The following is a 20,051-nucleotide window of genomic DNA, read 5'->3' as shown; positions in this document are numbered from 1 at the left end:
GGCCGCGTAGAAGAGACAAGGGCCCTCACACCGGGTGCCCCGGAGCCGCCGCGTGCGCCGCGAGGTCGCTCCTCACGCCACGTCAGGGAGCAACCCGATGCAAGCCCTCGTCGCGCCCGACTACGTTCCGCCGGCCCATGTCGCTGTCACCGAGTACCCCACTCCCACGCCCGGACCGGACCAGGTCCTGGTGAAGGTCGAGGCCGCGGCGCTCAATCCGCTCGACCTGATGCTGATCACCGGCGCGGCGAAGGAGAACTTCCCGGCTGCCCATCCGCTGGTGGTCGGCATGGACGCCGCGGGGACCGTCGTCGAGGCCGGCGAGAACGTCACTCTCTACGCGGCGGGCGATCCGGTCCTCGTCTTCACCGGAGGCACCGCGGGCGCCGTCGCCGAGTACACGATGGCGTCGCCCGGGCCGTTGCTCGCCCGGCGTCCCGGAGGTCTCGACAGTCCGCACGCGGCGGCGATCCCCGAATCCGGTCTGACCGCGGCGAATCTGCTGCGGGCCGTCCGGCCGACGGCCGACGAGAGTGTGCTGGTGATCGGGGCGACCGGCGGCATCGGCATGTTCGCCGTGCAGCTCGTCCACGCGATCGGCGCCCGGGTGATCGCCACGTCGACGGCGGAGGACGTGGAGTATCTGCGTGGCCTCGGTGCCGACGACACCGTCGACTACCGGCGGACGGATGTGGTGGAGGAGGTGCTGCGTCTGGTGCCCGGCGGTGTCGACGTCGTCATCGACCTGGTGAACTCGGGTGACGGGCTGGCGAGTACGGCACGCGCTGCCCGCCCGGGCGGGCGGCTGGTGTCGCCGCTGTACGGGCCCGCCGACCTCGGGCGTGACGTCGAGTCCGTCTACATCGGCTCGTTCCAGGCGCAGCCCGGGGAGCTCGACGATCTCGCTGCACGCGCGGCGGACGGACGGCTCCAGGTGGAGATCGGCGCCCGCTACCCCTTCGCGAACGCCGCGCAGGCAGTCAACGACTTCGCCACCCAGCACATTCGGGGCAAGGTCGTCGTCACCTTCCCCTGACCCGCTCCCCCTCCACCCGGAGCGCCTGCATCCGGCTGCCACGGGCACAGCACGACATCCGCCATCGCGGTGGCACCCCCGCATTCGAGACAAGGAACAGCTCTGATGAAGCGCAGGATCCTCGGCGGCACAGGCATCTCGGTGAGCGAATACGCCCTCGGCGCCATGATGTTCGGCGCCTGGGGCAACCGGGACCACGACGAATCGGTGCGGATCATCCACCGCGCCCTGGACGCCGGGATCAACTTCGTCGACACCGCCGATGTCTACAGCCAGGGCGAGTCGGAGGAGATCGTGGGCAAGGCGCTCAAGGGGCGCCGGGACGCCGTCGTGCTGGCCACCAAGGGCCACAGCGCGATGGGCGAGGACCCCAACAGCAGGGGGAACTCGCGGCGTTGGCTCACCCGGGCCGTCGAGAACAGCCTGCGGCGGCTGAACACCGACTGGATCGACCTCTATCAGGTCCATCGGCCCGACCCGCACACGGACATCGACGAGACCCTGTCCGTCCTGTCCGATCTCGTCCGGGCGGGCAAGGTCCGCGCCGTCGGCCATTCGACCTTTCCGGCGGAACAGATCGTCGAGGCCCAGTGGACGGCCGAACGGCGGGGTCATGTGCGCTTTCGGACCGAGCAGCCGCCGTACTCGATTCTCGCCCGGGGCGCCGAAGGATCGGTGCTGCCGACGGCCCAGCGCTACGGGATGGGCGTGCTGACCTGGGGTCCGCTGAGCGCGGGCTGGCTCTCCGGAAAATACGGCAAGCCGTCGGACGTCGACCTCTCGGCGGGAAGCGGCCGCGCGGCGATGGAGCAGAACAAGTTCGACCCGTCGCGCCCGGGAAACGCGGCCAAACTGCAGGCCGTGGCCGAACTGACGGAGGTGGCCGACCAGTCGGGCCTTCAGCTGCGGCACATGGCCATCGCGTTCGTCCGCTCACACCCGGCCGTCACCTCCGTCATCATCGGCCCGCGGACGCCCGCGCACCTGGAGGACCTGCTGGACGGTGCCGACGTGGAGATCGGCGCGGACGTACTGGACCGGATCGACGAGATCGTGCCTCCGGGAACGGACCTGAACCGGGACGACTCGTACTACACACCGCCGGCGCTCTCCGACAGGGCGCTGCGGCGCCGCTGACGTACAGCACATCCATCGACCGACCGAGCCGTGCAGCGGCACAGTACAACGAACGTAGGGGCACACCGTGGACCTGTTTCCCGCACTTCCACTGTCGGAGTGGAAAGACTCCAAAGAGACACTGCACCGGTTCACCCAGATCGTCGGCAAGATCCGCTTGGCCGGCAGCGTACGGCGCAACCACTGGTGGAATGTTCCGTTCCATCTGACGGGACGGGGCATCACGACCCGCCCGATGGGCGGGGCCTACGGCACGTCGATCTTCACGATCGACTTCGACTTCGTCGACCACCGGTTGACGGCGCACTCGCTCGACGGCCTGACCGCTTCGTTCCCGCTCGCCAGGCAGTCCGTGGCGTCGTTCTACCGCGAGACGCTCGACGCTCTGCGCGCGGTGGGTGCGTCGGCGACCATCGCACACCCCTACCCCTTCGACCTGCCCGACGCCCACCGAGCGTTCGCCGACGACACGGAGCACGCCGCGTACGACCCGTATTGGGTCAACCGCTACTGGCAGGTGCTCAGCCAGGTCAACCTGGTGCTGGAGGAGTTCTCCTCCGGGTTCTCCGGGAAGGTCAGCCCGGTGCACCACTTCTGGCACACCTTCGACATCGCGGTCACCCGGTTCTCCGACCGTGTCATCGACCAGCCGGCGAGTGTCGACCCGGTGACCCGTGAGGCGTACTCGCGTGAAGTCATCAGCTCGGGCTTCTGGTTCGGCGACGACACGTTCCCCCGGCCGGCCTTCTACTCCTACGCGGCACCCGAGCCCGGCGGGCTCGGCGAGCGCCCTCTGCGTCCAAAGGCCGCGCAGTGGAGGGAACGAGGTGGCAGTCATCTGGCCACGCTGGACTACGAGGACGTCCGCAACAGCCCGAACCCGCGGGACACCGTTCTCGACTTCTTCGACTGCGTCTACCGCTCCGCCGCCGACCTCGCCGACTGGGACATCGACCGCCGTGCCTGCCCCGGAGGTGTCACCGATCCCGTGATGCACTCCTAGTGCCTGGTTCGGATCGTGCCCGGCTCGTGTGCCCTGACCGACCGTTGGCGGTGCTCCGAGGCCGCATCGTGATCGTGGCGATACCGCGCCGGGCTGGTTCCACGGACCCGCCGGTGTGATCGTTGCCGGCACTCTCCACCGATTTCGAGGTGCGCCATGTCCGGTCTGCCCTTCGTCGCCCCCGTGATGGTGCTGGTCTCCACGCTGTGGGCGATGCTGCCGCTCCTCTGTCCCCGGCGGCGACGGGCGGGCATCGTCATCGCCGTCTCGCATCTCATCGCCACACCGGCGATCACACGACCCTGGACGGAAGACTGGTACTGGCACGACGGGGCATGGCTGATCCTCGTCTTCGGGCAGGGCGCTCTCATTGCGCTGGGACGACTGGCCTTCGAACTCAGCCCGTTCGGCCTCCGTCGCCCCCGCGCGACGCGGCCCCCGGGCGACGACGAGCACGCGTTCCTGGAGGCGATGGAGCAGCGATCAACGCCGTGACGACCGCTTATCGGCTTGCCGTCGCCGATCCCGGTCGGATAGGAAACGTGCATGCTGAGCGGTAGCAAGGTCGGGCTCAGGGCCCGGCACGAGGACGACATCCCGGTCCTGCGGGCCGAGCTCTACGACGACGTGGTCAACGCCTCCCGGGCCGAGAGCAGGCCATGGCGGCCGATCACGCCCGACGCGAAGGACTCGCGGCTCGTCGTGGACGACAAGGAGGAGGGACACGTCCCGTTCTCGGTGGTGGAGTTGGACGGCGGCGCCCTGGTCGGCACCGCGACGCTGTGGGGCATCGACAACCACAACCGGACGGCGCACATCGGGTTGGGGCTGCTGCCGTCCTCCCGCGGCAAGGGCTACGGCACGGACGTTGTCGCGGTGCTGTGCCACTACGGGTTCGTCGTGCGCGGCCTGCACCGACTGCAGATCGAGACGCTGTCGGACAACGCCGCGATGCTGCGCTCCGCCGAGCGCAACGGCTTCGTCCGCGAGGGTGTGCTGCGCTCCTCGGCCTGGGTGATGGGCACGTTCCTGGACGAGGTGCTGCTCGGGCTCCTCGCGCAGGACTGGAAGCCGGAATGACGGGCTGATTCGCGGCCTGACGGCCAAGCACGGGCCGGCGAAGCCGGCGTGGCTCCGGACGGCGTCACTCCAGGCCGCGCCAGACGTTGTCGAAGGCTGCCTCTTCGATGTTCCTCCGTTGCCGTACGGCCTGGAGTTCCACCAGTGCGTCGTTGACCCCGGCGAGCACTGTCGCCACGGAGTCGTCCGCGACCTCTGGAGAATCGCTGCGCTGCTCGCCACGCACGCCGATGGATTCCGCGAGGGTGGTGAGGACGGGTTCACGGGATCCCCAGCGTGCCAGCGCCTCGGTGCGGGCGGGGGATTCGACCACGACCGGCGGCCCGCCCCGGAAGGGATGACTGCGGCTGCGTGGCCGGGTCACCAGTCCGTCTTCCTCGAGGGCGGCCGTATAGGCCACGGCGAGGCCCTTGCCCCTGCGCCACAACCAGTCGCCGACCGACTCATACGGCTCGTCCCGGACGAGCGAGTCGGCAGCCTCGGCCAGGAGACGATCGCCCGGTGCCGGCTCGGTGCCGGGAACGATCCGATCGTCGTCCAGCCCGATGGCCTGGGCATCCAGAAGGTCGATCAGCTCGGCTCCGGCGAGCGCCAGGGACAGGTCGCCCGCTTCCACAGGTCCGCTGGTGGCGCTGTCCATGGCGACGATCAGCAGGGTTCGCGGTGTGGTCATGGAGGGCCTCACGTCCAGTGCGTCGCCGGTGATGCCTCCTCTGAGCTTACGGAGCACGCCCGGCACCCGCATCCGTGCTGGGCGGGGCACACCGGCACCCCCATCCGTGCTGGGCCGGACGTACCGAGTTCACCCCACCGATCACCGCGGACGCTCTACCCCATCCGCGTTCGGCCCGCAAGTCGGCGCCGCCGCGCGGGACTCCAGGGACGGCCCTAGCCTGAACGTGACTGTCGCCATCGGATGGCAGGAGGCTCGCCGTGGTGAATTCACCCAAGTGTTGGCGCAAGGCGTGCGTAGCGGTGGCCGTGGGGGCGGCGCTGGTCATACCGGTAACGGCCGGAGGCGCGTACGGAGCGCCCACCCCGGACCCGTCCGGCTCGGTATCGCCCTCCCCGAGTTCCACCTCCCCGAGCTCCACCTTCCCGACCCTCGACGCGTCCATCTCCGCCCGCCTGGACACCGCCATACAGCAGGTGATGCGCGAAGCGGCGATACCTGGTGTGACGGTGGCCGTGTCGGCGCCCGACAAGGGGACCTACCTGCGGACCTTCGGTGTCGCGGACAAGAGCACCGGCGCCCCCATGAACGCCGACATGAACATGCGCATCGGCAGCGAGACCAAGACATTCACGGTGACCGCCCTGCTGCAACTGGTCGACCAGGGCAAGGTCGGGCTCGACGACACCATCGACAAGTACATCGACGGGGTCCCCAACGGCAACCGGATCACCCTGCGTCAACTGGCAGGCATGCGCAGCGGGTTGTTCAGCTACACGATGGACGACGGCTTCCTCAAAGCCTTCCTGACCAACCCCCGCCAGCCCTTCACCCCGCAGCAGTTGCTGGACTACGCCTTCAAGCACCCCGTGAACTTCCAGCCGGGCGCTCAGTTCGAGTACTGCAACACCAACCTGATCCTGCTGGGTCTCGTCGTGGAGAAGAAGGGCGGAATGCCGCTTCAGGACTTCATCTCGAAGAACATCACGCGGCCCACCAAGCTGCGCAACACGTTCCTCGCGACCGACGCCACGTTCCCGAACCCGCACGCCCAGGGCTACACGAACCAGACTCTCAGCGGCAAGGTCGAGAACTCCACCGACTGGGACCCCTCGTGGGGCTGGGCCGCGGGAGCGGCGATCTCCAACCTCCAGGACCTGCGCTCGTGGGCGCGGATCCTCGCCACCGGCAGCCTGCTCACGCCCGCGACCCAGGCCCAACGCCTCGACACGGCCCCGACGAACATCCCCGGCGCCTCCTACGGCCTCGGCATCTTCAACGTGCAGAGCTGGATCGGCCACAACGGCTCCCTGCCCGGGTACGAGTCCCTGACCATGTATCTGCCCGAGGCCGAAGCCACGCTGGTGGTGCTGCTCAACACGGACATCCTGCACAACGAGCAGGAGCCGAGCACCCTGCTCGGCCAGGCGATCACCCGCATCGTGACCCCGGACCACGTGTACAACCTCCCGGTGGTGCCGACCCGGCCGACGCCGACCGCGACGCCCTCCCCCTCACCATGACGACGTGATGGGCGGGCTGGTTCACGGAGATCGCGAGGGGATCAGCTCGCGCGTCAAGGAAATCTTGACAATCGTGATCACGTCAAGAGATCGTTGACATCATGAACCCGACGTCACGCTCCTCTCCTGCGGCTCTCCTGGCCGTCAACGGCCTCCTCGCCGCGGTAACCGTGCTGATTGCCCTGGTCATCGCCCTCGAAGACGATCTGGGTACCCCGGCCTTCCTCATCCTGATCACCGCTGATCTCCTGGCCGTCCTCGGCATGGGAGTCCTCATCGGAAAAGTGTCGAGGGACGCGGCTACGAGCGGCGAGGCCGCAGAGCTCCGACACGACCTGCGCACGCTCGATGCCCTGGAGCCGCTGCGGACCGAGGCGAACGACAGCAAGCAGCGATGAACGAGGCCGGATTGCTCACCCCGGAAGAGATCGTCCGCATCCGGGAAGGGATCGCCGCGGCGGTCCTCGGCGGCCCGGACGGGCTGACCGAATCACTGGAGCACGACCCCGACGGCTATCTCCGACTCGTCGCTGCCGCCCGCATCGGCGCGGAGGAGACGAGCCGGCTGCTCCGCGAATCGGTCCAGGGCGCGAGAGCCGCCGGGCAGAGCTGGGACACGGTGGGCAACGTTCTGGGCGTGAGCCGGCAGGCCGCGCAGCAGCGATTCGCCAGCAAGGGCCCCGGCCCTGATGTCTCCGGTACCGGGGAGCGCCGGGTCCTCACCCCGCTGACCGCGTTCAACGAGATGCAGGCGCTCGCGGAAGCAGGCCGGGACGGCTGGCACGTCGTCGACTACGGCCCGCTCTTCCATGTCGTGGAGAAGTCGGAACACCCCTGGGAACACCGGCGGGTGCCCTTCGCGGTCGGTGCCCGGCACCGTCGCATGGAACGCGATGGATGGACGCAGATCGGATCGGGGTCCTTCCCCTGGCGCTACTACAAACGCCCCGTCGCCGAGGGTTAGAGGCCGGTCGCGTCAGCCCGTACACGGAACTCGGGCGGGGCTCCGCGGTGCGCGGGCCCGTGTCCCTGGCGGATCCGGCCCGCTGCTCAGCGGCGGCATTCGGCGACAAAGTCGGCTACGACGACTGCGTGACACTCACATATCCGCATATGCTTGCCACTTGGCCTGCCCGTCCTGCTCAGGAGGTGTCGTGCCACGCAACACGAAGTTCTGCTACACCTGCGACTCCGACGAACCGCATCGTCCTCTGACCGGCCCGGAGAAGCTCTGGCTCAAGGAGCGCACGAGCCTGAGGAACGTCGGAGGGTTCTTCATGTGCACGGCACCGAACTGCCGGAACGTGCGCGCCGGCTTCAACAAGCGCCCCTTCGACCCCGTCATCCGCATTCCGCTGCCCGACTGACGGACTCACGCCGGTGCATGTTCCGCTGCGACGCACCCTCGTCACTCTCGTCGACGAACGGCGGCCTACGCGCCCGATCGTGCTCGGGGGCCCGTGAGCGCTGGCCGCCTCGGCCGGGTCGGGGGGCCCGTGAGCGCCCCGCCCCGTTCGCAAGTCGGCAACGACCCTTCAGCTACCTCAGAAGCGCCGCAGGAGCGCCACAACCTTGCCGAGGATCCGTGCCTGGTCGCCGCGCAGAGGCTGGTAGGCCGGGTTCGCGGGCATCAGCCAGACTTCGCCTGCTTCGCGGTGGAGGCGCTTCACGGTTGCTTCGCCGTCGAGGAGCGCCGCCACCGTGTCACCGTGGTCCGCTGTCTGCTGGCGGCGGACCGTGACGATGTCGCCGTCGCGGATCGCCGCGTCGATCATGCTGTCGCCGACCACGGTCAGTGCGAACAGCTCGCCCTCGCCGACCAGTTGCCTCGGCAGGGTCAGGACGTCCTCGACGGATTCGTCGGCGAGGATCGGAGGGCCGGCCGCGATGCGTCCCAGCAGCGGCACATCGGCCGTGTGCCCCTGCGTACGGGGCGGTGTGGACGCGAGGCCGGAGTCGGAGGTGAGGCGTCTGCGGACCCGGTAGGCGCGGGGGCGGTGCGGGTCGCGCTCGACGAAGCCCTTGCGTTCCAGCGTCATCAGCTGATGCGCGACCGACGAGGTCGACTTGAGGTCCACCGCTTCGCCGATCTCACGCATCGACGGCGGGTATCCCTTGCGGGCCACGGTCTGCTCGATGAAGTTCACGACGGCGGCCTGCCTGCTCGTCAAACCGTCCCCGTCCGTCTGCCCGCCCGGCGGGCGCCCCCGGCGCGCTGGTTCGTCCGCATGCATGTGTCCCACCCCTGCCCTTGATCTTTACGCAGGGACAGTATCCCGCCAAGTGACGCAAAGGGAACAGGAGGGGCCGTCGCCGGACGGTGAGCGCGTTCGAAGGGGGCGCGGTCCGGCCGACCGCGGTGGTCAACGGATGGCTGGATCATCCACCCGCGCCGCAGATCTCGAGCAAGCCCGCAGAGCGGCCTGAGGCCCCTCATGGCCGCTGATGTCCGGCGCGGCAGAGCGTGACCGTGAGCCACCTACTCGGCGTTCTGCCGGCGCACCATCTCGGTGATCCAGATCGGCGCGAACGGAGACGTGCAGCCCGGCGACGTCGGATAGTCCTTGAGCACCTCCAGGCGCTCACCGATGGCGAGAGCCCGGGTGCGGTACTCCGCGTGCTCGATGCCGATCTGCGCCAGGCAGTGGTTCATCGCCCACTGGAGACGATCCGGGGCGTCCTTCATCTCCGCCTCGATGACATCGAGGAGTCCCACGAGGTCGAGGCCCTCGGGCTTCTTCGCGACGCGTTCGGTGGTCAGCGCCCAGCCGGCGCTCGCGACCACGGGGTCCGGATCGGCTGACCACGCCTGACGCAGCTCTTCGGAGTGCGGGTTCTTCTTGACCACGTAGTTCACGAGCCAGTCGTGCACCTTGGGCGTGCGCGCCTCTCGCAGCATCGCGTCCAATGCGTCACGTCCGAACGCCTTCGGGCGGCAGATCAGGAGCGCCAGCAGTCTCGCCGCGGTGTCACCCGTCTCCCAGAGCCGGCACGCGAGTTCCTGCTGTGTCTTCAGCCGCTTCGCGACCGCGCGCAGCTTGCTGAGGTTCACGCCGTGATCGTCACCGTGCCGCTCGTTCACCGCGCGTGCTTTCGGGTCGTCGAGGGCGGCCAGCTCGGCCATCACCTCGGCCACCATCGTCTCGGTCGGCGTCGTCACGGCCATGTCAGCCTCCAGTCCCATCACGTGCGAGGTGCAGCCTACGACGGAGGCGGGCCTCCTGTCGTACATGCCCGTGCGGCGGCCGCCATCGACGCGAAGTCCGCCCCCGGTTCGCGTCAGTGCGGGCCGGAGGCGCTGTCCGGGTGCGGGATGCGGGGCGCGGAGCGGCGGCTTTCGGCCAGGGCGCTGACCGCGGTGATGAGGAGGGTGACAGTGACACCGCCGAGAATCGCGACCGAAGCGTTGCCCAGGTCCAGCACCGCAGCGGAGAGGGACGCGGCAAGGCTGTACCCCACGCCCCCGACCGCGTACATGACGGAGTACGCGGCAGCGTGAGCGGGCTGAGGGAGGCGTTCCCGGAGGCTGAGCGTGCGCGCGATCATGACCCCGGCCTGGAAGACGCCCGTCAGCAGCAGGCCGACGGCGATGCCCGTCACACCGGGCAGAACGGTGACCAGACCGAGGCACCCTGAGGTGACGACGAGGAACACCAGACTCTGGGTCCGTACCGAGCCCGGCCAGGTCCGCAGGCCGTAGCAGAACGCGCCCGCCGCGCCGGCCAGTGCGAAACCGGCGAGCAGCGGCCCCGCCCACCCCACCGCGATGCGCCGCTCCTCGAGGAGGGCCGGCAGCACCAGTTCCGCGGTGGCCAGCATCGACATGGAGGCCGCGCTCGTGAGGTAGACGGGCCAGCCGGTGAGCAGGGTCGCCGCCAGCCCGCTCGGCGGTCCGGCTGATGCGGGCTCCTGGGGTTCCGGGAGCCGGAGCAGCAGGACCGACGCGGTGGCGGCGAGCAGTGCGACCACCATCAGCGGGGCTCCGGGGTGGACCTGGAGAGCCAGCAGGACCACCAGGCCGGGCGCCGCGGCCCAGACGATCTGCGTCAGCATGGCCTCGGCACTGAGTGCGCGGGGCACCGCGTTGTCTGCCACCAGACGGGTCAGCATCGCTCGGATGCCTCCGGGGCAGGCTGCCGGAGCCACGCCGGCCACGAAGGCGAGACCGATCAGTACGGAGGGCGGGGCGGAGACCGCGAGCGGCAGCGCACCGAAGGCAACCGCACCCGCCATCAGCCCCAACGACAGTTGCCGCCGCATACGGCCCCGGCCCAGCCGAGTCCCGAGCAGAGGTGCCCCGGCCACCTCCCCCAGGACGTACACGGAGGCCAGGATCGCGCCGAAGGTGTAGCCGTACGGGCTCTCCCGGGACAGAAACACCAGGGCGAGCGGCGCCATGGCCACGGGGGTCTTGCTCGCCAGTGCGACCACGCCCCACAGCAGTGGCTCACGAGACATCAGGTCCCGGTAGCGGGTTTCGGATGCGGACAACTCCACCGACCTTTCGCACATCCGGCATGGGCTCGCCGTGACGCTTCACCAGCCCGCTCCCGCGAGGCAACTCACCACGCATTCGGACCTGTTGACGCATCCGGCGGACAACTCCTCACCGATTGTGAGCGGCAGCACCCGCGTTGGGGAAGCGGAACCACCGCGGCTCGCCACCGACCGACGCATCCTCGGCCGCGATCCAGATGACGGCCGAGGAGTGTGACGAGGCGATCCGTCACGTCGTGTCCGGCTGTCGACGAGCCGCGATCACCGCACGCACGGGCACCGCGACGAGAAGGGCGAGCGCGACGAGCAGTCCGCTTGCCCACAGCGGCCCCAGGTCCCCGACCGCGGTGCCGAGGGTGGCCGCGGCGATGAGTGGTCCGAGCGCGGCGCCGACGTTGAGCGCCGCCGTCGCGTAGGAGCCGGCCATGGTCGGGGCTCCTGCCGCCTCGTAGAGGACCCTTGTGATCAGCGTGCTGCCCAGCGCGAACGACAGGGCGCCCTGCACGAAGACCAGGACGAGCAGGGCGACCGGCTCGTCGGCCAGTACGGCCAGGGCGGGCCAGCCGATGAGCAGCAGCGGGCCACCGGCTGCGACGACCAGGCCGGGACGCTCGTCGGACAGCCGGCCGGCGGCGGTGACACCGACCAGGGATCCGACGCCGAAGAGCATCAGGACGACCGGGATCCACAGCTCGCCCAGTCCGGCGGTGTCGGTGACGACGGGCGCGAGAAAGGTGAAGCCTCCGAAGGTTGCCGCGTTCACCAGCGCACCGAGCCCCATGACCAGGATCAGTCGCGGACGCCTGAGCTGCGCGAGTTCCGATCGCAGGGCCGGACCGACTGGCTCGTCATGCTGCGCGGGACGGGCCGGGATTCCCTTGAGGATGCCGATGGCCGCGGGCAGACAGAGAAGAGCGACGGCCCAGAACGTGGCCCGCCATCCGAGCAGCGTGCCGAGTACGGATCCCCCGGGAACGCCGGCGATGGTGGCCAGCGTCGTGCCCGACAGCAGCACCGCGAGGGCCCGGCCCTTCTTGTCGGGAGGGACCAGCGAGCCGGCCGTCGTCAGCGCGACCGCGAGGAATCCGGCGTTGGCGAGCGCTGCGACCACCCGGGTGGCGACCAGTACGGCAAAGCTGGATGTGGAAGCGCCCACGACGTGGGCTGCCAGGAAGGCGAGGACGAACCCGAGAAGGCTGGACCGGACGGGCCAGGTGCGGGCGAGCGCGGCCATGAGCGGGGCACCGATGATCATTCCGACCGCGAAGGCCGAGGTGAGCAGGGCCGCTGTTCCGACGGTCACGTCGAGGTCCGAGGCGATGTCCGGCAGGAGACCGGCGAGCATGAATTCTGAGGTGCCCATGGCGAACACAGCCATGGCAAGGAGATACAGCGGGAGAGGCATCGAGTGGCTCCGAGGTGAGGAGAAGCACGAGAAGGGACGTCTCGTCACCGCGGTCAGCACCCAGGGGTGCACTCACACACCGCACAAGGGGCGGGTGGGGACCTGTGAACTCAGTGGTTCAGGGGGCTGACGGCGTGACCGAAAGCCCCCACCGTGGATGCCTCAGGGCTCGACATGGCCCGCACGCTACCCAACCCGTGCCGGACGCCGCACCCGGTTTTCTCGCCGCGCTCCGCCGGGAGCCGACCGTCACGCTCCGCAACTCGGATGGCGGCCTGGTGCTCAGCCGGTGACACTGAGTGCATCAGTGCCTGAGACAGGTGAGCCATGACTACCGTTGAAGAGACGATCGACGTCGGCGTACCGGTTCGTACCGCCTACAACCAGTGGACCCAGTTCAAGAGCTTCCCGCGGTTCATGTCCACGGTGAAGAGCGTCGAACAGGTCCGGCCCACCCTCACCCGCTGGGTCGTCGGGCTCGGTCCGGTGCGGCACGAGTTCGACGCGGAGATCGTGGAGCAACTGCCGGACTCCCACGTGGCGTGGCAGAGCCTCGGTCGGGGCTTCAGCCATCAGGGGGAGGTGTCGTTCCGCGCCACGGCACCGGGCCGCACCACGGTTGTCGTACGCATCCATGCGGAGCCGGAGAAGGCCGCTCGCCTCCATGCCCGCGCCTCCGGGTTCACCAGGCGTGTACTGCGATCCGAACTCGGTCACTTCAAGGAGTTCATCGAGGGCCTGGGCCAGGAGGGCGGGGCCTGGCGGGGAATCATCCGTAACGGACGCGTCGAACCCATGGAACCGGAGCCGCCCCGAAGCCGGGTTCCGCACTGGCCCGTCGGCTGATCCGTCTGCCGGCTGATCCCTCCGCTGGAGAGCGAGAGAGCGAGCTCCATGAAGAAGCCCCCCGGTGAAGAGCCGGACAAGCGACTGACCGTCACCCCTCCGAAGACATGGGCGGCGGGAGTGCCCGCCGTGACCCACGCCCTGGAGTACTCGCTCGACGAGACGTCGGTCAGACGTACCGGAGTGACGCTGCTGACCATGAATCAGGTGGACGGCATCGACTGCCCCGGCTGTGCCTGGGCGGATCCCACCCCCGGACACCGGCATCTCAACGAGTACTGCGAGAACGGCGCCAAGCACATCAACGACGAGGCGACGACACGGCGCATCACCGCCGACTTCTTCCGCAGGCACTCGGTCTCCGCACTGGGCCGGCGGTCCGACCTGTGGCTCAACCAGCAGGGCAGGCTCACCGAACCGATGGTGAAGCGGCCCGATTCGGACTACTACGAGCCGATCAGCTGGCACGACGCGCTCGGGCTGCTCGCCGATGAACTGAAGGCACTCGACTCGCCCGACGAGGCGGTCTTCTACACGTCCGGCCGGGTCAGCAACGAGGCCGCCTTCATCCTTCAGCTCTTCGCCAGGGTCTTCGGCACCAACAATCTGCCCGACTGCAGCAACATGTGCCACGAGTCCAGCGGCTTCGCCCTGCACGAGACCCTGGGCACCGGCAAGGGGACGGTGAGCCTGGAAGACCTCCATCACGCCGACCTGATCTTCCTGGTGGGGCAGAACCCCGGGACGAACCATCCACGGCAGCTCTCCGCGCTGGAGCAGGCCAAGGACAACGGCGCCCGCGTCATCGCGGTGAACACCCTTCCCGAAGCCGGACTGCTGGCGTTCAAGAACCCGCAGAAGGCCCGCGGTGTGATCGGGCGCGGTGTCCAGATCGCCGATCAGTTCCTGCACATCCGCAGCGGAGGCGACCTCGCACTGTTCCAGGGCCTGAACCGGCTCCTGCTGGAGGCGGAGGACGCACGGCCGGGGACGGTGCTCGACCAGGACTTCATCCGCTCCAGTACCAGCGGCTTCGAGGACTTCTCCCGCCACGCCAGAACCATCGCCTGGGACGACATCCTCACGGCGACCGGACTGACCCGGGAAGAGATCGACGACGTCCGGGACGCGGTCCTGAAGAGCGAACGCGTCATCGTCTGCTGGGCCATGGGGGTCACGCAGCAGACCCACGCCGTCCCCACCATCAGGGAGATCGTGAACTTCCTGATGCTGCGCGGCAACCTCGGCAAGGCCGGGGCGGGCGCCTGTCCCGTACGCGGACACAGCAACGTCCAGGGCGATCGCACGATGGGCATCTGGGAGCAGATGCCCGACTCCTTCCTCGACGCGCTGGAGCGGGAGTTCGGTTTCGAACCGCCGCGCGCCCACGGGCTGGACTCGGTGAACTCGATCAGAGCCATGCGCGAAGGCCGTATCAAGGTCTTCCTCGGCGTCGCGGGGAACTTCGTCCGGGCGGCTCCGGACAGTGACGTCACCGAGGACGCCATGCGGCAGTGCCGCCTGACCGCCCACATCTCCACGAAGCTCAACAGGTCGCATACGGTCTGCGGCGGGACCGCCCTCATCCTGCCGACCCTCGGCCGCACCGAGCAGGACATCCAGGCCACCGGCCATCAGTTCGTGACGGTGGAGAACTCGATGAGCGAGGTCCACACCTCGAAGGGGCGCCTGGAGCCGGCATCCCCGATCCTTCTCAGCGAAGTCGCCATCCTCTGCCGGCTGGCCATGCGGACCCTGGACGGCAAGGCCGGTGTTCCGTGGAACCAGTTCGAGGCCGACTACGGAACGATTCGCGACCGGATCTCCGCCGTCGTGCCGGGACTGCACGCCTTCAACCGCAGGGTCGCCCGCCCCGGAGGCATCAGGCTGCCGAATCCGGTCAACGAGGGTGTCTTCCCCACGACCGTCGGCAAGGCCCTGTTCACCTGCAACGACTGGGAGATGTCACAGGCACCCGAGGGGCATCTGCTGCTCCAGACCCTGCGCTCCCACGACCAGTGGAACACCATCCCCTACACCAACAACGATCGCTACCGGGGCATCCACGGAAGCCGCCGCGTGGTCCTGGTGAGCCCGCAGGACGTGTCCCAGCTCGGTCTGGCGCAGGGGCAGCACGTCGATCTGGTGAGCGTGTGGTCGGACAACGCGGAGCGGCGCGCGGAGGACTTCGTGGTCGTCCCCTACCCGACGACACCTGGCTGCGCCGCCGCGTACTACCCCGAGACCAATGTCCTGTTGCCGCTGGACAGCGTGGCCCGGACCAGCAACCAGCCGACCGCCAAGGGCATCGTGGTCCGTCTGGAGCCCACCGCGGTCCGAGTGGAGTGAGTGTCACCTGCTGGAAGCCGGGGCCGGTACGTGGTGTGTGCGGCCGTGACGGCACGCATCACGGCCGCCGGAATCAGCCGGTGACGATACCGGTCACGAGGTTGATGGTCGTCGCCAGGATGCTGGTTCCGAAAACGTACGACAGCAGTGAATGCCGCAGCACGACGGAACGGATCTTCGAACCCGATACGTCGGTGTCGGAGACCTGATACGTCATGCCGAGGTTGTAGCTGAAATACAGGAAGTCCCGGTATGCCGGTGGGCGTTCGGAGTTGAAGTCGATCCCGCCTGCGGGCCGCAGATAGTAGTGGCACGCATAGCGGGTGGCGTACATCAGATGGAGCGCCGCCCAGGCCATGAAAACGCCGGCGAGCGCGGTCGCGGCCGCGGCGTGGCCAGTGTCGGACTTACCCAGGAGGAGCAGCAGCACGATGGCGACCAGCCCGCACAGGGCGACCCCGACGACGACGATTTCATCGAGCGCAGGCTGAAAGTCCTCGCGTTGGGCGTTGGTCTGTGTGGCCGTGGCATTCATCGGCCACAGCACGATCCAGCCCGTCACCACGAAGACCGTCTCCGTGGCGGCGATTCCGGAAAGAATTCCCAGCAATGGTCCGGTCGAGAATCCAACGACCAGACCGGTCACCGCTCCGACAACCACCGCGCACGCAAGTCGTGGAACCGCGGAAAGCGGCAACCAGTTTCTCATGGGGCACCACGTTAGCCGTGCCGTGATCACTCGGCCTGACAACGCCCCTCGAATGCGCGCGTGAAGAATCCTGACCGAACAGGGAAGCCGCCCGTTCCGTCTAGAGCATGACGGGACGGCGGGTGTCGACACCCGTGCCGTGGACCGGGTCCCGCCCGGGGATGTGCACCTCGTGGCTCGTTGCACGGGCGTGGTAGAGGCGCAGGTCGGCGTCCCCGCTCAGTTCGTGCGGCCCGAAGGCCGTCGCACCCTTGCCGCCGCCTCGGCTGAACGCCTCGGCGCAGCGCCGGGGCAGTTCGGCGTCGTCGACCACCGAGGCGTGTGCGTCGATGTAGACAGCGCGTCCCTGGCCGACGGGTGCCGTCGAGTCGAAGATGACGAGTGCGACCGCCGGCCGTTCGGCGATGTTCGCGGAGTGGTGTGCCGTTGGCGATGACACCCAGTAGATGTCCCGGTAATCGGCGTGGGTGAAATAGACGGGCGATACCCGAGGACGTCCGTCGGGCTCGGCTGTCCCGAGGGTGAGATACCGGTGGGAGTCCATGACGTGGCGGGCCATCTCGATCAGATCGTCGCTTGGTGTCATGGGCCGCATGGTTGCACGGCACCGGCTCGCGGTGGTGCGGATCCGGTGGTCCGGGAGGTGCGAACACACCGTCCGAGGTGATCGGGCAACCAACCTGATCGCCGCGCGGGCCATCGGTGGTCGCGGACACCTCCGTCGACCGCGTGTCGACTCGTTCGGTGTCCGCTCGCGACTGCGCTTGCGTGGCCCCGGCACCTGTCCCATAGTCCGAGGTATGGACCCGCGCGAGACGGCGCTCCAACAGGCGTACGACCATGCTGTCCGCTGGTTGGCGAGCCTGTCCGACCGCCGGGTTCCCGCCCGTGCTTCGGTGGACGAGATCGTGAGCGCGCTCGGTGCCGAGCTGCCCGACGCTCCCGGTACGCCCGCCGACGTCGTCGACCTGCTGGCCACGGCCTGCGAACCGGGGCTCACCGCGTTTCCCAGCGGCCGCTTCTACGGCTTCGTGGTCGGTGGCAGCGAACCGGCGGCGCTGGCCGCGGACTGGCTGGTCAGCGCATGGGACCAGAACGCCGTGATGTCCGCCGTCTCCCCCGCGTACACGGCCGTCGAGGACATCGCGAGCGCCTGGTTGCTCGATCTGCTCGGCCTGCCCGGCGAGAGCGCCGTCGGCTTCACCACGGGCGCCACGATGGCGAACTTCACGTGCCTGGCCGCCGGGCGCGACGCGGTGTTGCGGCGCGCCGGCTGGGACGTTGCCCGGGACGGACTCGCGGGCGGGCCGGCCGTACGCGTCGTCGCCGGAGCGAACCGCCACATGGCCATCGACCTGGCGCTGCGGTACCTGGGCCTCGGACAGCCCGGACTGGTGGCGGCGGACGATCAGGGGCGTATCGAACCCGCGGCCCTGCGGAGCACCCTGGCGACCGGCGCGACACCTCCCACGATCGTGATCCTCCAGGCCGGAGACATCCACTCCGGCGCCTTCGATCCGTTCATCGATTCGATCCGTGCGGCACGCGAGGTGGGTGCATGGGTGCACATCGACGGCGCGTTCGGACTGTGGGCGGCCGTCTCCCCCGCGTACGCACATCTGACGACGGGCTGCGCGGAAGCGGATTCCTGGGCAACGGATGCCCACAAGACCCTGAACGTCCCCTACGACTGCGGGCTCGCCATCGTGCGCGACGCGTTCGCGCTCCGGGCGGCGATGGGCCTGCACGGCGACTACCTCATCCTGCACGAGCGCGGCGACCCCAGCGACAAGGTCCCCGAGCTCTCCCGGCGCGGCAGAGCCTTCACCGTGTGGGCTGCACTCAGGTCCCTCGGCCGGTCAGGGGTGGCCGACCTGGTCGAGCGGCTGTGCCGTCACGCCTCGGCGTTCGCCGCCGGTATCGCCGCGATGGACGGCGCAACGGTGCTCAACGACGTGGTGTTCACCCAGGTCTGCGCGGAGTTCGGCAGTGACGAACGTACGGACCGGGTGCTCGCCCGGCTGCTCGACGACGGCACGGCGTGGATCAGCGGCTCCACCTGGCGCGGCCGACGCGTCGTGCGTATCTCGGTGAGCAACTGGTCGACGACCGACGACGACGTGAGGCGCGCACTCGCCGCGATCCGGCGGGCAGTTGTCGACATCTGAGGCCCTCGCCTGGCCTGCTTGCGGCGGGTCGCCGGGGAGGGGTGCGTGAGCGGCGAAATCCGCCCTCGCTCCCTCGCCGACGACCCGGTGCGCGCCGTTCGACGCTGCCTCCTCGTCAGGCGCCGCCCGCCGTGCCCCGGCGCTTGAACCACCAGACACCGCCGGCCAGGGCAGCGATCACGACGACGCCGATGATGATGGGGAGAGCGGGCGACGAGCCGCTGTCCGACGTCTCCGCGGTCTCCTCGGCCGCCTTGCCGTCCTCCCTGGCCGGCGTGGACGGCGCGGCCGTGGTCGGAGCGGCAGTGGTGGGCTCGGTCGTGGGTGTGGGGCTCACCGGCTTGGCGCCCGGGGCCGCTGCCTTCAGTTCCAGGACGGGGGCCGGACTGCCGTGTCCGTGGCCGTGCCCGTCGCTGCTGGGCTTCTCCAGCTCGATCCAGCGGTGCACCTGGCCGTCGCTGTAGGTCTGAAGGGTCTTGAACGCCACGGACTTGGCGTCGGGGAGCTGCCGCACGACGACGGAGTACTCGACGTCCCCGCCGACGGCGGCCTTCGGACCCGACACCGCATAGCCGCGGGCCGTGGGGGTCAGCTTCCAGCCCGCCGGGCCCTTCTTGAAGGCGATGTCGGACGGCACGATTCCCTCGGGCAGGATCACTTCCAGCTTGGTGATCCCGGCCTTGTCGGACTCCGACTCGGCCGAGAAGTTCAGCGTGACGTTCTGCGCCAGGGCGGCAGCGCCTTCCGACTCGACTTCGACATGGGCCGAGGCGGGGGCGGCGAAGGCGATTGAGGCGGCGAGGGCGACGCCGGCCACGACGGAGAAGCGGCGCGCGGTGCGTGCGCGGGTGGTGCGGGACACGGGTGACTCCCATGGTGGGTTGAGGCTGGCGGGCGCGCAGGAAACACGCCCCGAGGTCAGACGGCGAGAGCGAACGCCGCCGGGGGGCCTCGGCGCACAACGGCGTGCGCCAGCACCAGGGATGTACGCGGCTGCGACGGTGCCCGCGTCCGTGCCGGCGGCACAGCGCGCGTTACGACGGGGAGGCCGGTGGCCGGTACCAGCCTCAGGACGATGCCGCCGAGCGCCTCGATCAGGAGTCGTCCCACGAGGCGGCTCGCGGTGTCCGCGCGGTGCAGGCACCAGGCCACCGACAGGGCGGCCACGACATGCGCGGTCGTCATCGCAGGATCGTGGTGAGTGGCCTGCCATGCCGCGCCGGGACCGTCGTGCGAGGCCATCGCATGTGCCCCGTGGCCCGGTTCGTGCCCGACGAAGCGGAGGAACCAGAAGTGCAGGACCAGCTGGGCTGCCCCGGTGGCCAGGAGCGCGGTCGGGAGCGAGCGCGCGGACCGTACCAGCGGCAGGGCCAGGACGAAGAGGAGCGCGCCGGCGAGCAGCACGGCCCGCCACGGCACCGGATGTCCCGAGACCAGATGATGTCCCGTGACCGCCAGAACCGTACCGATGCCGGCGAACACCCCCGCCCGGACGGCACACACCGGCGCGCCGCTGATCGGTTCCTGACCGATGCGGCGCGCGGCGCGAGTACGGCTGGTCCACGGCATGGCTGACCCATCATGGATCATCACCGCAGTTCCTGGCCCCGGGGTTCGGGAATCGC

Annotated in this window: 21 protein-coding genes; 12 read left to right on the top strand and 9 right to left on the bottom strand. The window is 69.3% G+C overall.

The features are described from left to right. Positions 1-97 precede the first annotated feature (97 nt). From ACQPWZ_RS34190 to ACQPWZ_RS34170, 5 genes are all read left to right on the top strand, one after another. Positions 98-1,036: an NADP-dependent oxidoreductase gene (locus ACQPWZ_RS34190; protein ID WP_433573380.1), complete on the top strand. Its 939-nt coding sequence runs from the start codon at positions 98-100 to the stop codon at positions 1,034-1,036. A gap of 105 nt (positions 1,037-1,141) precedes the next feature. Further along, a complete protein-coding gene (locus ACQPWZ_RS34185; RefSeq protein WP_433573379.1) occupies positions 1,142-2,173 on the top strand; it encodes an aldo/keto reductase in 1,032 nt (343 codons plus the stop codon). 67 nt (positions 2,174-2,240) lie between these two features. Next, complete coding sequence (locus ACQPWZ_RS34180; RefSeq protein WP_433573378.1) at positions 2,241-3,176, top strand: DUF5996 family protein; 936 nt, start codon at positions 2,241-2,243, stop codon at positions 3,174-3,176. 156 nt (positions 3,177-3,332) lie between these two features. After that, positions 3,333-3,671, top strand: coding sequence for a hypothetical protein (locus tag ACQPWZ_RS34175; RefSeq protein WP_433573377.1), 339 nt, complete (start codon positions 3,333-3,335; stop codon positions 3,669-3,671). Positions 3,672-3,722: 51 nt separating this feature from the next. After that, the gene (locus ACQPWZ_RS34170) at positions 3,723-4,256 is read left to right on the top strand and encodes a GNAT family N-acetyltransferase (protein WP_340477277.1); all 534 of its coding nucleotides are present in this window, start codon (positions 3,723-3,725) and stop codon (positions 4,254-4,256) included. Positions 4,257-4,320: 64 nt separating this feature from the next. Here ACQPWZ_RS34170 and ACQPWZ_RS34165 read toward each other — a convergent pair whose 3' ends face one another. Next, positions 4,321-4,929 carry a GOLPH3/VPS74 family protein gene (locus ACQPWZ_RS34165; RefSeq protein WP_433573376.1) on the bottom strand — a complete coding sequence of 203 codons (609 nt, stop codon included), beginning with the start codon at positions 4,927-4,929 and terminating at the stop codon, positions 4,321-4,323. 260 nt (positions 4,930-5,189) lie between these two features. Between ACQPWZ_RS34165 and ACQPWZ_RS34160 the strand changes: the two genes are divergently transcribed. From ACQPWZ_RS34160 to ACQPWZ_RS34145, 4 genes are all read left to right on the top strand, one after another. Then, the gene (locus tag ACQPWZ_RS34160) at positions 5,190-6,452 is read left to right on the top strand and encodes a serine hydrolase domain-containing protein (RefSeq protein WP_433573375.1); all 1,263 of its coding nucleotides are present in this window, start codon (positions 5,190-5,192) and stop codon (positions 6,450-6,452) included. 101 nt (positions 6,453-6,553) lie between these two features. Continuing rightward, on the top strand, positions 6,554-6,850 hold the full coding sequence (locus ACQPWZ_RS34155) for a hypothetical protein (RefSeq protein ID WP_433573374.1): 297 nt from the start codon (positions 6,554-6,556) through the stop codon (positions 6,848-6,850). After that, positions 6,847-7,416 (top strand): hypothetical protein, encoded by a 570-nt coding sequence (locus ACQPWZ_RS34150; protein WP_433573373.1) that lies wholly within the window; start codon positions 6,847-6,849, stop codon positions 7,414-7,416. Before ACQPWZ_RS34155 ends, ACQPWZ_RS34150 begins: the two co-directional genes overlap by 4 nt. A 190-nt stretch (positions 7,417-7,606) precedes the next feature. Then, positions 7,607-7,819, top strand: coding sequence for a hypothetical protein (locus tag ACQPWZ_RS34145; protein WP_313942308.1), 213 nt, complete (start codon positions 7,607-7,609; stop codon positions 7,817-7,819). A 177-nt stretch (positions 7,820-7,996) separates the two neighbouring features. Here ACQPWZ_RS34145 and lexA read toward each other — a convergent pair whose 3' ends face one another. The 4 genes from lexA to ACQPWZ_RS34125 all read right to left on the bottom strand — a co-directional run bounded on the left by lexA (position 7,997) and on the right by ACQPWZ_RS34125 (position 12,354). Further along, positions 7,997-8,686, bottom strand: a complete 690-nt coding sequence (lexA, locus tag ACQPWZ_RS34140; protein WP_433573372.1) for a transcriptional repressor LexA — start codon at positions 8,684-8,686, stop codon at positions 7,997-7,999. Between the two features lie 245 nt (positions 8,687-8,931). Continuing rightward, complete coding sequence (locus ACQPWZ_RS34135; protein WP_433573371.1) at positions 8,932-9,618, bottom strand: DNA alkylation repair protein; 687 nt, start codon at positions 9,616-9,618, stop codon at positions 8,932-8,934. Between the two features lie 113 nt (positions 9,619-9,731). Then, complete coding sequence (locus ACQPWZ_RS34130; protein WP_433573370.1) at positions 9,732-10,910, bottom strand: MFS transporter; 1,179 nt, start codon at positions 10,908-10,910, stop codon at positions 9,732-9,734. A gap of 268 nt (positions 10,911-11,178) precedes the next feature. Continuing rightward, positions 11,179-12,354, bottom strand: a complete 1,176-nt coding sequence (locus ACQPWZ_RS34125) for a Cmx/CmrA family chloramphenicol efflux MFS transporter (protein ID WP_433573369.1) — start codon at positions 12,352-12,354, stop codon at positions 11,179-11,181. Between the two features lie 327 nt (positions 12,355-12,681). On the opposite strand from ACQPWZ_RS34125, the gene ACQPWZ_RS34120 reads away from it, so the two are divergent. Together ACQPWZ_RS34120 and ACQPWZ_RS34115 are read left to right on the top strand one after the other, a co-directional pair. After that, on the top strand, positions 12,682-13,200 hold the full coding sequence (locus tag ACQPWZ_RS34120) for an SRPBCC family protein (RefSeq protein WP_340477268.1): 519 nt from the start codon (positions 12,682-12,684) through the stop codon (positions 13,198-13,200). A 48-nt stretch (positions 13,201-13,248) separates the two neighbouring features. Continuing rightward, entirely contained in the window at positions 13,249-15,549 is a 2,301-nt protein-coding gene (locus tag ACQPWZ_RS34115) for an FdhF/YdeP family oxidoreductase (RefSeq protein ID WP_433573368.1), read from the top strand. A gap of 73 nt (positions 15,550-15,622) precedes the next feature. On the opposite strand, the gene ACQPWZ_RS34110 is transcribed toward ACQPWZ_RS34115, so the two are convergent. Together ACQPWZ_RS34110 and ACQPWZ_RS34105 are read right to left on the bottom strand one after the other, a co-directional pair. Next, positions 15,623-16,258 carry a DUF1345 domain-containing protein gene (locus ACQPWZ_RS34110; RefSeq protein ID WP_340477266.1) on the bottom strand — a complete coding sequence of 212 codons (636 nt, stop codon included), beginning with the start codon at positions 16,256-16,258 and terminating at the stop codon, positions 15,623-15,625. A 100-nt stretch (positions 16,259-16,358) separates the two neighbouring features. Beyond that, entirely contained in the window at positions 16,359-16,844 is a 486-nt protein-coding gene (locus ACQPWZ_RS34105) for a pyridoxamine 5'-phosphate oxidase family protein (protein ID WP_433573367.1), read from the bottom strand. A gap of 214 nt (positions 16,845-17,058) precedes the next feature. Here ACQPWZ_RS34105 and ACQPWZ_RS34100 point away from each other — a divergent pair, with 214 nt between their 5' ends. Beyond that, complete coding sequence (locus ACQPWZ_RS34100; RefSeq protein WP_433573366.1) at positions 17,059-18,426, top strand: pyridoxal phosphate-dependent decarboxylase family protein; 1,368 nt, start codon at positions 17,059-17,061, stop codon at positions 18,424-18,426. Positions 18,427-18,541: 115 nt separating this feature from the next. Here the strand turns inward: ACQPWZ_RS34100 and ACQPWZ_RS34095 are convergent, their stop codons facing one another. Both ACQPWZ_RS34095 and ACQPWZ_RS34090 read right to left on the bottom strand, forming a co-directional pair. Continuing rightward, complete coding sequence (locus tag ACQPWZ_RS34095; protein WP_433573365.1) at positions 18,542-19,288, bottom strand: DUF1775 domain-containing protein; 747 nt, start codon at positions 19,286-19,288, stop codon at positions 18,542-18,544. 56 nt (positions 19,289-19,344) lie between these two features. Further along, the gene (locus ACQPWZ_RS34090; RefSeq protein ID WP_433573364.1) at positions 19,345-19,995 is read right to left on the bottom strand and encodes a hypothetical protein; all 651 of its coding nucleotides are present in this window, start codon (positions 19,993-19,995) and stop codon (positions 19,345-19,347) included. Positions 19,996-20,051: the final 56 nt, after the last annotated feature.

The sequence above is a fragment of the Streptomyces sp. CA-251247 genome, assembly GCF_050952975.1.
Lineage (GTDB): Bacteria > Actinomycetota > Actinomycetes > Streptomycetales > Streptomycetaceae > Streptomyces > Streptomyces achmelvichensis.
This window is presented reverse-complemented; position numbering and strand designations above follow the sequence as displayed.

Bases quoted from the DNA above. Each gene is read 5' to 3' on its own strand.
- ACQPWZ_RS34190 (WP_433573380.1), top strand. From the start codon at position 98: ATGCAAGCCCTCGTCGCGCCCGACTACGTTCCGCCGGCCCATGTCGCT.
- ACQPWZ_RS34185 (WP_433573379.1), top strand. From the start codon at position 1,142: ATGAAGCGCAGGATCCTCGGCGGCACAGGCATCTCGGTGAGCGAATAC.
- ACQPWZ_RS34175 (WP_433573377.1), top strand. From the start codon at position 3,333: ATGTCCGGTCTGCCCTTCGTCGCCCCCGTGATGGTGCTGGTCTCCACG.
- ACQPWZ_RS34170 (WP_340477277.1), top strand. From the start codon at position 3,723: ATGCTGAGCGGTAGCAAGGTCGGGCTCAGGGCCCGGCACGAGGACGAC.
- ACQPWZ_RS34165 (WP_433573376.1), bottom strand. From the start codon at position 4,929: ATGACCACACCGCGAACCCTGCTGATCGTCGCCATGGACAGCGCCACC.
- ACQPWZ_RS34155 (WP_433573374.1), top strand. From the start codon at position 6,554: ATGAACCCGACGTCACGCTCCTCTCCTGCGGCTCTCCTGGCCGTCAAC.
- ACQPWZ_RS34150 (WP_433573373.1), top strand. From the start codon at position 6,847: ATGAACGAGGCCGGATTGCTCACCCCGGAAGAGATCGTCCGCATCCGG.
- lexA (WP_433573372.1), bottom strand. From the start codon at position 8,686: ATGCATGCGGACGAACCAGCGCGCCGGGGGCGCCCGCCGGGCGGGCAG.
- ACQPWZ_RS34135 (WP_433573371.1), bottom strand. From the start codon at position 9,618: ATGGCCGTGACGACGCCGACCGAGACGATGGTGGCCGAGGTGATGGCC.
- ACQPWZ_RS34130 (WP_433573370.1), bottom strand. From the start codon at position 10,910: ATGTCTCGTGAGCCACTGCTGTGGGGCGTGGTCGCACTGGCGAGCAAG.
- ACQPWZ_RS34125 (WP_433573369.1), bottom strand. From the start codon at position 12,354: ATGCCTCTCCCGCTGTATCTCCTTGCCATGGCTGTGTTCGCCATGGGC.
- ACQPWZ_RS34120 (WP_340477268.1), top strand. From the start codon at position 12,682: ATGACTACCGTTGAAGAGACGATCGACGTCGGCGTACCGGTTCGTACC.
- ACQPWZ_RS34115 (WP_433573368.1), top strand. From the start codon at position 13,249: ATGAAGAAGCCCCCCGGTGAAGAGCCGGACAAGCGACTGACCGTCACC.
- ACQPWZ_RS34110 (WP_340477266.1), bottom strand. From the start codon at position 16,258: ATGAGAAACTGGTTGCCGCTTTCCGCGGTTCCACGACTTGCGTGCGCG.
- ACQPWZ_RS34105 (WP_433573367.1), bottom strand. From the start codon at position 16,844: ATGACACCAAGCGACGATCTGATCGAGATGGCCCGCCACGTCATGGAC.
- ACQPWZ_RS34100 (WP_433573366.1), top strand. From the start codon at position 17,059: ATGGACCCGCGCGAGACGGCGCTCCAACAGGCGTACGACCATGCTGTC.
- ACQPWZ_RS34090 (WP_433573364.1), bottom strand. From the start codon at position 19,995: ATGCCGTGGACCAGCCGTACTCGCGCCGCGCGCCGCATCGGTCAGGAA.